The sequence below is a fragment of the Streptomyces sp. CBMA156 genome, assembly GCF_014596515.1.
GTDB lineage: Bacteria > Actinomycetota > Actinomycetes > Streptomycetales > Streptomycetaceae > Kitasatospora.
This window is the reverse complement of the sequence record NZ_MSJQ01000402.1, coordinates 1-10,788: the sequence shown is the minus strand read 5'-3', so window position 1 is coordinate 10,788 and position 10,788 is coordinate 1. Positions and strand designations below refer to the sequence as shown.

The window sequence follows — 10,788 nt, the reverse complement described above, 5'->3', positions numbered from 1 at the left end:
GCGCGGGCGGCGCCGCGGGGGCGGCCGGAGCGGGTGCGGCGGCGGGCGCCGGTTGCAGGACGTCCACGCCGAAGTCCGTGGCGATGCCCGCGAGCCCCTCGACGTAGCCCTGCCCGACCGCCCTGAACTTCCAGTCCGCGCCGTGCCGGTACAGCTCGCCGAACACCATCGCCGTCTCGCGGCCGGCCTCCGACGCCACGTCGTACCGGACCACCTCGGCGCCGCTGTCCGGGTCGGTGACCCGGATGTGGGCGCCGCCGACCTGCCCGAAGGACTGCCGGCGCTGAGCCGCGTCGTAGATCGCCACCGCGAAGACGATCTTCTCCACCGAGGCGGGGACGTCCGCCGGACGGACCTCGATCTGCTCCCGGTCGGCCCCGCCGCCGGACCCGCCCAGGTGACGGACCGAGCCGTCCGGGCTCTGCAGGTTGTTGAAGAACACGAAGTGCTGGTCCGAGGCGACCTTCCCGGACGCCCCGCAGAGCAGCGCGCTGGCGTCCAGGTCGTACCCGGGCCCGGCCGTCCAGCCGATCCCCACCCGGGCCACCCGCAGACCGGGGGCCTGCTTGCCCAGGGAGACGTTGCCGCCCTTCGTCAGGGCCACGCTCATGGAACTTCCTCCACCACCGTACGAGTACCGCTGTCCGAATACGACAACGCTGTAGAACTCGCAACGGTTCCCGGTCGAACCGTCAGCTTTCCGTCAGGGCCTGAGCCGTCCTTCGCCGCCTCCTCGCGTCCTTCGCCGTCGCCGGGTCAGTACCGCACCGGCAGCTCCAGCAGCCCCCTGGCCCGCAGCGTGGGCCGGTGGCGCAGCCGCTCGACCGGCACGTCCAGGGCGAGGCCGGGGAAGCGGCGCAGCAGCGCGGTGAGCGCGAGGGCGGTCTCCATCCGGGCCAGCGGCGCGCCCAGGCAGTAGTGGATGCCGTGGCCGAGCGCGAGGTGGCCGGTCTCCCGGCGGTGCAGGTCGAGCCGGTCGGGGTCGGTGAACTGCCCGGGGTCGCGGTTGGCGGAGCCGAGCGCGAGCAGCACGGTCTCCCCCGCGGGAACGGTGACGCCGCCGATGGTGACGGGCTCGCGCGGGAAGCGGCGGATGGCGAGCGGGGCCGGCCCGTCGAAGCGGGCGAACTCCTCGACGGCGGCGCCGATCAGCTCCGGCTCGGCGCGCAGGGCGGCGAGCTGCCCGGGGTGGGTGAGCAGGGCGAGGACGGCGTTGGCGATCAGGTGGACGGTGTTCTCGTAGCCGGCGAAGAGGATGAGGAAGGCGAGCGAGGTCAGCTCGTCCTCGCCGAGGCGCCCGCCGGCCCCCTGGTCGTCCCTGGCGGCGATCAGGTCGGAGAGCAGGTCGTCGGCGGGCTCGGCGCGCTTGCGTTCGATCAGGCCGGTGAAGAAGCCGAGCATCGCCTTGACGGCGGCCCTGGCCGCCTCCGGGCGATCGGGATCGGGGGTGATCAGGGAGTCGGTCCAGGCCCGGAAGTCGTGCCGGTCGTCCTCGGGGACGCCGAGCAGGTCGCAGATGACGGTGATCGGCAGCGGCGCGGCGTAGGTGGCGAGCAGGTCGGCGCGGCCGAGCGGCTCGATGGCGTCGAGCAGTTGCCCGGCGACCTTCTCGACCGGCTCGCGCAGCGCGGCGACCCGGCGCGGGGTGAAGGCCTGGGAGACCAGCCGCCGGATCCGGGTGTGGTCCGGCGGGTCCATGTTGAGCAGGTTGGCGTCCAGCGCGGGAGGCAGCGCGAAGCCCCGGTAGTTGCCGGGTGCGGCGTGCGCCTTGTCGAGGGCGAACCGGGGGTCGGCGAGCGCCTGGCGGACGTCCTGGTAGCGGGTCACCAGCCAGAACGGCAGGCCGTCCGGGCCGACGACCCGATGGACGGGGGTGCCGGCGCGCAGCCGGGTGTAGCCGCCGTACGGGTCGGCGATCAGGGACGTCAGGGAGAGGTCGGGCACGGTCACCGGCCCAGCCTACGGCCACCGTGCCGGCACCCTGGCGGGCCGTCAGGGCCGGACCTATTGTCAGCGCACATGACATGTCTACGCCGCGTCGCCGGACTGGCCGCCGCGCTCACCGGAACCCTCGCCGCCCTGCTGACCCCGGCCGTCGCCCAGGCCGCCCCGGCCGGCTGCCGCACCTCCGCCACGGTGCCCCTGGACGCCGAGCAGTCCCGCCTCCAGGACGCCCGGACGGCGGCCTTCACCGAACGCTCCGGTCTGGGCGAGCTGCTCGGCGGCTTCCCCTCGGCCCTGTGCGAGGCCCGCAACGCCCGGCAGGCCCAGCGGCTGGTGGACACCTGGGGCCGGACGCTCTGGCAGGCCGGTCTGGACCGCGCCCAGGGCCGCCGGCCGAGCGGTGAACTGCCCGCCGGGGACGACCGCCCGCTGTACTGGACCAGGCTCGCCATGACCGTCCGGCTCGCCCAGTGGCAGCCCCGGTTCGACGTCGACCACGCCGCGCTGCGGGCCCGCTTCGAGGACGCCTCGCGCGGCCTGGACGACGGGTTCGGCTCCGCCCCCGGGGTCCGGCGGATCTTCCTCAGCGGCTTCGACCCGTTCGGCCTGGACGTCGAACCGCGCCGCGCCAACCCCTCGGGCGCGGCCGTGCTGCGACTGCACGGGCAGCGGATCACGCTGGCCGACGGCAGCGCCGCCGAGGTGCGGGCGGTCGTCCTGCCGGTGCGCTACGGCGACTTCGACGGGGGCATCGCGGAGCGCGCCTTCGCTCCGCACCTGCGGCCCGGCCGGCAGTCCGCCGACCTGATCACCAGCATCAGCCAGGGCTACCCGGGCAAGTTCACCCTGGAGGAGTGGGCCGGGCGGGCCCGCTCCGCCGACCCGGCCACCGACAACGTGGCCGCGCTCTCCGGCGGCACCACCGAGCACCCGGTGGACGCTCCCGGCCTGGCCCCCGGGCCGCAGTTCGTCCGCACCACCCTGCCGGTCGACGCGATGACCTCCGTCCAGCAGCCCTTCCCGGTGCTGCTGAACACCTTCGTCACCGAGATCCCGGCGGGCGCCACCGCCCCGGTCTTCCGGCCGGACGGGCCCACCCCCGGCTCCCGCGCCGTCTCCGGCGGCGGTGGCGGGTACCTCTCCAACGAAGTCGCCTACCGCTCCAACCGGCTGCGCATGCTCCTCGCCCCCGACCTCCCCGGCGGCCATCTCCACACCCCGGTCCTGACCGGCCTGCCGGCCGACCCGAACCGGCTCACCGCACCGGAGTTCGAGCAGAACGAGGCCGCGATCGGCGACGAGGTGCGGGCGATCCTGAGCACCGTCCGGCTCTGACGGGCCGTCCGGCCCTGACGGCCCGCCCCCTGGCACCCGTTACGCCGGGCCGGCGTAACGGGTGCCCGCCGCGCGGGCGCGCGACTCGGCGATCTCGGCATGGGCGGCGTCGCGGCCCGCCCAGTGCGAGCCCTCGACGGACTTGCCGCGCTCCAGGTCCTTGTACACCAGGAAGAAGTGGGTGATCTCCAGCAGGTCGAACTCCCGCAGGTCGCCGATGTCCCGCAGGTCCGCGTAGCGCGGGTCACGGGCGGGGACGCAGAGCACCTTCTGGTCCGGGCCGCGTTCGTCGCACATCACCCACATGCCCACCGCCCGGCAGGTCAGCACGCAGCCGGGGACGGCCGGCTCGCCGCCGAGCACCAGGGCGTCCAGCGGCTCGCCGTCGCCGCCGAGGGTCCCCTCGACGTAGCCGTAGTCCGCGGGGTAGCGGGTGGCCGTGAAGAGGGTGCGGTCCAGGCGGATGCGGCCCGCCGCGAAGTCCATCACGTACTTGTTCCGCGACCCCTGCGGGATCTCGATCATGACCTCGAACTCCACCGCGGCCTCCTCCTCGGCTCCTCCTCGGTTCCTGGGGGCGATTGTCCGTCGTTCGAACGCCCACCGGCGGCACCCCGCCGTTCGTGGGCGTGCACGACCGTCCGCCCCACCCGTGTCCGGGCCCCGGCCCGCACGCGCCGCAGGGCCGCCGCATCGTCCCAGGTCTCGATTGTGCGGCGGAACTGACGGCCCGACAGTGCTTCGTCCACGATTCCCCTACGGTGACGCCTGCAACAACCGTCACCTGCAAGAGGGGGCACGCCCATGTCCCGGAGCCGGAAGCTCCACCGCCTCAGCAACCCCGACACCGACGAACGCCGCGCCCAGCGCGCGCTGTTCCGTCACCTCCGCGACGACACCAACGCCAACCGTGGCCGGATGGCCAAGCGCGTCCGCGAGCTCCAGCTCCTGCTGGCGATGGACCCGGTCGACTTCGAAGGGCTGATCGCCCGTCTGATGGAGGCGATGGGCATGAAGGTCGAACTCACCGCACGGTCCAGGGACGGCGGGGTCGACGTCCGCGGCGCCGACCCCGACCCGTTCCGCGGCGGGAACGTGATCGTCCAGGTGAAGCGCTACCGGGACACCGTGGCGCCCTCGGCCGTACGGGACCTGTACGGAACGCTGCGGCACGACCAGACCGCGACCAAGGCCGTCCTGGTCACCACCAGCAGGTTCGGCCCCAGCTCGCACCAGTTCGTCGCGGGCAAGCCGATCTCCCTGATCAACGGCGCCGAACTGGTCGGGCTGCTCAAGCACCACGGCTTCCACGAGGTCTTCGCGGACGCCCAGGACGACGCCTCCGCCGAGGCCGGCGCGCTGGACGGGCTGCCCGCGATCGAGGTGGCCGCCGAGCCCGCCCGGCTGCTCCTGCACTGGACCGGCGAGGAGGAGTACGACATCGCCGCCCTGGTCTGCCAGGGCAACACGGCGCTCTCCGACGACCACCTGGTGTTCTACAACAACGGCTCGACGCCCGACGGTTCGGTGCGACTGGTGACGGGCTACGGCGACGCGAACGCCTGCCTGATGGTCGACTTCGACGGGCTGCCCGCCCACGTCGACCGGCTGGTCGTCATCGCCGCCGCCGACACCGAGAACCACCCCGGCGCCACCATGGGCGGCTTCGCCGGGCCGGCGCTGATCCTGGAGGCCGGCGCCGGGCAGGACGCGGCCGTGGTGCACCTGGCGGACGGCGCGGAGACCAACACGGCGATGCGGCTCGGCCGGTTCGACCGTGAGCCCTCCGGGGACTGGGAGTTCACCCCCGCCCTGGCCGGGTACCCGGGCGGGCTGCGGCAGGCCGTGACGGCGTACGGGCTGGAGGTCGTGGACGCGTGACGGGTCGGGGGGCGCCCGGCCGAGGCCGGGCGCCCCCCGGTGCGGACCTCAGCGCACGACCGGCAGCTCCAGCACCGAAGCCCGGTCGCCGCCCCAGCCGATCCGGTAGTCCGCCCGTCCGTCGGCCGGGAGCAGTTCGAAGGAGTCGGGGTTGGCGGCGGCGACGGTGAGCCGGATCCGGTCGCCGGCGCGGAACAGCACCGAGACCGGCTGGAGGTCGATGGTGACCTTCTGGGGGCTGCCCTGCGGGAGGTCCGCCGCGTCCTCGGCGGCGTAGCTGCGCGGCGTGCGCAGCCGGCGCCAGTCCGGGTTGTCCGAGCGGTCGGCCACCGCCCGGTCGGCCAGGGCGAGTTGCCCCTCCGTCAGGTAGGTGACCCGGCCGTCCGGTGTGACGTCCTCCAGGTAGACGTGCAGGGCGCCGCGCGCCGAGCCCGCCAGGCCGGTGACGTCGAGGGTGACCGTGCCGTTGCCGGTGACCCGGGTGTCGGCGGTCAGCGGCGCGGTGGTGTAGCCGAGCAGCTTGGCGTCGACGGCGGCGCGGTCGGGGTAGACGACCTCGTCGCCGCTGAGGTTGGTGTTCCAGCGGTCCAGCGGTCCGGTGCCCGCGGTCGGGTCGAGGCGCAGCAGGTCGGAGCCGGTGCGCCGGCCGTCGGGACGGCCGGCGAGCGTGCCGCCGGCGCCGAGGTGGAACCGCTGGGTGCGGGTGCCGGGCACCGGCCAGCGGTCGGTGGTGCGCCAGACGCCCTCGTTGAACGTGTAGTAGTGCACCTGCCGCCGGCCGTCGGGCCTGGCGTCGCCCCGGACGTAGCGGTCGAAGAAGTCGAGCACCCGCTGGTCGTTCTCGGTGCGCTCCTGCGCGGTGAGCGGGCGGGCGGGCCGGAACGGGTCGGCGAGCCAGGCGGCGCCGTGGTTCCAGGGGCCGATCCAGTCGTCCTGGGTGTTGGACAGGCCGGTGAACTGGGAGAGCACCCCGTTGGCGGTGCCCGCGTCGAGCCAGCCGGCGCTGGTCAGGACGGGTACCCGGCCGGCCTCGACGGCGTCGGTCCGCTCGCCGACGCTGCCGACCGTCCAGCTCTCGGGACCGTTCCGGTAGTCGCGGTGGACGCCGGTGTGCGCCATCTCGACCAGGTTGGCGTTGGCCGCGTGCTCGGCGCGGGCCGCGGCGAGCAGGGCCTGGCCGTCGGGGCCGTCGACCGGCCGGGGCTGGAGTCCGGTGAGGCCGACCTCCGCGCAGAGCCGCCGGGTCGAGTCGTCGGTCTCGCAGGTGGTGCCGCCGGCCTGGTCGAGGACGCGCAGCAGCAGGCCGTACCGGGCGACCCTGGGTTCGATGAGCACGCCGCCGGGGCGCACCAGGTCCTCGTACGGGTCGAAGTCGTAGGAGACCGGGGCGGCGGCGGTGATGTGGTGGTTGCCGAGGGAGGTGGCGAGCATCGCGGTGTCGCCGCCGTAGGAGATGCCGGTCGTGCCGACCCGGCCGTTGGACCAGGGCCGGCCGGCGATCCAGTCGCTGAGCGGGCCGCTGTCGGCGGTCGCGTCGGCGCCGAGTTCCGAGGTCAGGGTGCCGAAGGAGGCGCCGGTGCCGCGCAGGTCGGCGACCACGTAGGCGTAGCCGCGGGCGGTCCACTGCCTGGCCGCGCTGCCGCTGCCGCCGGTCTCGCCGGCCTTGACGGCGGCCCGCCAGTAGCGCTGGGTGACCAGGACGGTGGGCAGTCGGGCGCCGGCCCGGGTGCCGCCGGGCAGGTAGACGTCGACGGCGATGCGGACCCCGTCCGGCATGGTCACGTAGCGCGACTGGAGCTGTGGTTCGGCGGGCCCGGCCGGCCCGGCGGCGGCCGCCGGTGCGACCGCGAGCCCGAGCACCACCGCGGCCGCGACCAGCGCCGCCGGCAGGCGGCGCGACAGTCCCCGCCTCATCGGACGGTCGCCTTCCAGGGGCCTTCCTCGGGGCGCGCCTCGTCGTTCGTCCCCGGCCAGGGCGGCATGGTGACGGCGGTGATCCGCAGCGGCTCCCCGGCGTCCCCGTCCGCGCGGAACTGGAACGCGGTGCCCAGCGGTATCGACACCGCCGTACCGGGCGCGAGCCGTACGGTCTCCTCGCGTCCGCCCTGGCGGCGCCAGAGCTCGCCGCCGCCCGCGGTGACCTGCCACAGCTCCTGCACGGTGGCGTGCGAGACCGCGCGGGTCACCTGCCCGGGGGCGAGCGCGAAGACCGCGAGGCTCCCCTGCCCCTCCAGCACCAGCAGCGGGTACACCTCGGCCCCGTCCGGGGCCGTCACCACGGGGGCGTCCCCCACGTCCGCGGTGTCGAAGGGCTGCTGCTGCCCTGACTGACTGCTCATGTGTGACGACCTGGCCTCTCTCGTCCGACCGAGTAGCGTGGTCCCGTCCCCCACCGCCGATGGGACCACGGGCGCGCGGCCGTCCGCCAGAGCTGACTACCCTGAGACGACCCCGAGTTGGCCCTGATCCTCTCCGGACGGGGCCCGGCCGTCTCCGGTCGGCGCCTGGGCGTCGCCGGCCAGCGGCCCGCCGTCGCCGAAGTCGCGTACGGCCTCGGTGACGATCGCCTCCAGCCGGGCGTGATGGGCACCGCGCCAGTAGGCCTGGCCGCAGTCGGCGCACTGGGCGAAGGCGTCGTAGGAGCGCTCGGTGCCGTCCCGCAGCTGCTCGCTCACCGAGGTCTTGGTGGCCGGGCGCAGCATGCCGTTGCAGGTGGTGCAGCGGCTCCAGGGCGCGAGCGGCGGGGCGAAGCGGGAGAGCACGTCGCGCAGCTGTTCGGCGGGGCGGTGGCTGTAGACGTAGGCGCCGGCCCACAGTTCGCGGCGGCGCAACAGGCCCCGGTCGCGGGAGAGCATGATCCGCTGCTCGGCGGCGGAGCGGGCGGCGAGGGCGGCGTCGCCGATGTCGGGGTTCTCGTACGCGGCGTCCACGCCGAGCAGCCGCAGCCGGCGGGTGAGGGTGCCGAGGTGCACGTCCAGCAGGAAGCGCGGCGGGGCGGCCGAGGGCTGCGGCCTGGTGACGGCCCGGACGGCGATGGACTCGCCGTCGACCGGCACGTGCGCGTCGGTCACCGCCAGGCCGTCCACCAGCAGGCCGCCGACCTCGGTGAGCGGGACGCCCAGGGACTCGACGACGTGGCCGAGGGTGGAGGCGCCGTCGGTGCGCAGCACGGTACGGCCGGCCCGCCGGGGTGCGGAGACGAAGAGGTGCAGTTCGGGGGCGAAGTCGAGCCAGATCTGGGGTCGGTCCACGCGGCCAGCATGCCAGCGGACGGCGGGCCGGGGCCACCGGGTTTCCGGCCCGCCCACGGGGGCCGCCACCACGGGGCCGGGCGCCGCGGGGCCCGGGGTCAGGACGCCGCTGCCACCGCCGCCGGTGACACCGCGTGACCGCGGTCCCGCGCCGCCCAGCGGGCGACCGGCCCCATCGCGTGCCCCGCGGCGAGGAACACCCCGCCCAGGACCAGCCAGCCGGCCAGGCCCCCGTCCAGCAGCAGAGTGGTGAGCAGCAGCGGCCCGAGGGTGCGGGCGACGGCGACTCCGGTGCCGAAGAAGCCCTGGTACTGGCCGATCCGTCCGGGCGGGGCGAGGTCGAAGGCGATCTGCCAGCTGCCCGCCGACTGCCGCATCTCGCCGGCCACCTGGAGCACGGAGGCCGCGACCAGCAGCGCGCCGACCGCCCAGACCGGCACGTCCAGCGCGGACAGTCCGAAGACGGCGCAGGAGCCGAGCAGCAGCAGTCCCGCCGTGCGGACCGCCCGGGCGGCCGGGCCCAGCCCGGTGACGCCGCGCGCCGCACGGACCTGGAAGGCCAGCACCGCGAGGGTGTTGAGCACGAACAGCGCCGAGCCGAGCCAGCCGATGCCGGGGGCGCGCTCGGCGATCCAGAGCGGGATGATCAGGCTGAGCAGCGGCATCCGCAGCAGCAGCACGGCGTTGACCGCGGTGACGGCGGCGTACCTGCGGTCGCGCAGCACCGCCAGGCGCGGCCCGCCGTCCGGCTCCCCCGGCACGGGCGGCACTTCCGGCAGCCGCCGCAGCAGTTGGGCACCGATCAGGAAGCCGAGCGCGGTGACGGCGAAGGCCGCCAGGTACGCGGTACGGGTGCCGACGCTCAGCGCGACGCCCCCGATCGCCGCGCCGACGGCCAGTCCCCCGTTGAGGGTCGACTGGATGTGGGCGAGCAGCGCGGTCCGCTCCGCGGGCGGCACCAGGGCGGCGACCAGCGCCTGGCGGCTCGCGGTCAGGCCGGACTGCGCGGTGGCGTAGAGGCAGACCGCGAGCAGGAACAGCGGGTAGCCGCGGATCACCAGGAAGGCGGCGACGACGGCCGCCGTGCCGAGCGCGAGCGCCACCGCGGTACGGCGCGGGCCGCGCCGGTCGGCGAGGTGGCCGAGCGGGACGCCCGCGACGGAGCCCAGTGCCCAGGCGAGGGTGAGGCCGAGGCCGAGAGCGGTCGGCGACATCCCGACCACCCGGGTGAAGTAGAGCGCGGAGCAGGTGTAGTAGGCACCGTCGCCCACGGCGGCGGCCAACTGGGCGGCGGCCAGGGTCCGCTGGGGCCCGGCGGGCGGCAGGCCGCCCCAGCGGGCGGCTCGTTCGGTCGACATGCCCCTCCTTCTCCTTCACTCGTTCGCGGGCGGCCACGCGGCGGGCCCTCCGGGCGGTCACCCGGTCCGTCCGGGTGCTCGCCCGGTCCCGCCGCGTGACGGCCCGGTCCGGCCGCGTGACGGCCCGGTCCGGCCGGGCGGTCACCCACACGCGTCCACCTGCGTAAACGTCTTCACGGTCCGTCACTCCTGCCCGCGACCGCCGGACGGGCGGCGCGCGGAGCCGGTCTCCGCGACCGCCCGCGCCGGTACGCCCCACCCTAGTGAGGAACCGGCCCAGTGGACCGGTCCAGTGATCAAGGAATTTCCTGGGCCAATTCGATCCGCCGCCGCACCGCCGACCGACCGATGAACCCGCGTGCGAGGGGCGCCAGTTGGCGTCTCCGAGCCCCTCGGGACGGTCCGGGACCGGCCTCGCCCGCGCCTCCGAAGCGCCGTCCGTACCCGCTCCGACTCCGCCCGCGCGGAACGCCGGGGAACCGCGATCGGGCAGTCCAGGGGCCAACTTTGACCGTGTTGACCCGTCAGTAGCGCCCTTTTATGCTCGACGGCGTTCGCGATCCGGCACCGGGCCGGGGCCGCCGCGCCCGCCCGATCCGTCGCCGTCTCCGGCTCGAAGGGTTTCTCCCATCAGCACCTTCATCGCCCCCTCGGACTCCACCGGCCGGCCGGGCGACGCCGGACGCCCTCGCGCCCACTCCCCGACGGACACCCCGAACACCCCTGGCGCTCCTGGCACTCCGAACCCCCCGAGCAGCGCTGACGATCCGGACGTCCGGGCCACGGACGACCCCACCCACCGCCGGCGCTTCCTCACCTACCTGCTGGCCGCGCCCACCCTCACCGTCGGCGCCCGCCTGGGCCTCGACGCCGCCGCGCCCGCCACCGCGCGGGCCGCCGCCCCGACCCCGGGGCCGCCCGGCGCAAACTGGCCGCACCCACCGTCGCCATGCTGCCCCGGGTCGCGGACTCCCTGTCCTTCCTCTACCTCGACATCGTCCGCATCGTCCAGGACGACA

General features: G+C 75.3%; 9 protein-coding genes and 1 pseudogene. 3 read left to right on the top strand and 7 right to left on the bottom strand.

The features are described 5' to 3' along the window. The coding region (locus BU198_RS35830; protein ID WP_188300983.1) for a TerD family protein at positions 1-610 on the bottom strand (610 nt) is incomplete at its 3' end. A 146-nt stretch (positions 611-756) separates the two neighbouring features. Then, positions 757-1,944, bottom strand: a complete 1,188-nt coding sequence (locus BU198_RS35825) for a cytochrome P450 family protein (RefSeq protein WP_411293273.1) — start codon at positions 1,942-1,944, stop codon at positions 757-759. A 75-nt stretch (positions 1,945-2,019) separates the two neighbouring features. Here BU198_RS35825 and BU198_RS35820 point away from each other — a divergent pair, with 75 nt between their 5' ends. After that, the gene (locus BU198_RS35820; RefSeq protein WP_188300981.1) at positions 2,020-3,279 is read left to right on the top strand and encodes a pyroglutamyl peptidase; all 1,260 of its coding nucleotides are present in this window, start codon (positions 2,020-2,022) and stop codon (positions 3,277-3,279) included. 39 nt (positions 3,280-3,318) lie between these two features. Here the strand turns inward: BU198_RS35820 and BU198_RS35815 are convergent, their stop codons facing one another. Continuing rightward, positions 3,319-3,819 carry an inorganic diphosphatase gene (locus BU198_RS35815; RefSeq protein WP_188300980.1) on the bottom strand — a complete coding sequence of 167 codons (501 nt, stop codon included), beginning with the start codon at positions 3,817-3,819 and terminating at the stop codon, positions 3,319-3,321. A gap of 264 nt (positions 3,820-4,083) precedes the next feature. On the opposite strand from BU198_RS35815, the gene BU198_RS35810 reads away from it, so the two are divergent. Then, the gene (locus BU198_RS35810) at positions 4,084-5,160 is read left to right on the top strand and encodes a restriction endonuclease (protein ID WP_188300979.1); all 1,077 of its coding nucleotides are present in this window, start codon (positions 4,084-4,086) and stop codon (positions 5,158-5,160) included. A 48-nt stretch (positions 5,161-5,208) separates the two neighbouring features. Here BU198_RS35810 and BU198_RS35805 read toward each other — a convergent pair whose 3' ends face one another. The 4 genes from BU198_RS35805 to BU198_RS35790 all read right to left on the bottom strand — a co-directional run bounded on the left by BU198_RS35805 (position 5,209) and on the right by BU198_RS35790 (position 9,769). Continuing rightward, complete coding sequence (locus BU198_RS35805; RefSeq protein WP_188300978.1) at positions 5,209-7,074, bottom strand: CocE/NonD family hydrolase; 1,866 nt, start codon at positions 7,072-7,074, stop codon at positions 5,209-5,211. Then, positions 7,071-7,499 (bottom strand): cupin domain-containing protein, encoded by a 429-nt coding sequence (locus tag BU198_RS35800; RefSeq protein WP_188300977.1) that lies wholly within the window; start codon positions 7,497-7,499, stop codon positions 7,071-7,073. The genes BU198_RS35805 and BU198_RS35800 overlap by 4 nt, the downstream gene beginning before the upstream one ends. Before the next feature lie 96 nt (positions 7,500-7,595). Next, positions 7,596-8,411 carry a Mut7-C RNAse domain-containing protein gene (locus BU198_RS35795; protein WP_188300976.1) on the bottom strand — a complete coding sequence of 272 codons (816 nt, stop codon included), beginning with the start codon at positions 8,409-8,411 and terminating at the stop codon, positions 7,596-7,598. A gap of 98 nt (positions 8,412-8,509) precedes the next feature. Further along, the gene (locus BU198_RS35790) at positions 8,510-9,769 is read right to left on the bottom strand and encodes an MFS transporter (protein WP_188300975.1); all 1,260 of its coding nucleotides are present in this window, start codon (positions 9,767-9,769) and stop codon (positions 8,510-8,512) included. 910 nt (positions 9,770-10,679) lie between these two features. On the opposite strand from BU198_RS35790, the pseudogene BU198_RS44370 reads away from it, so the two are divergent. After that, positions 10,680-10,788, top strand: a pseudogene (locus BU198_RS44370) (type I-E CRISPR-associated endonuclease Cas1); the annotation flags it as partial.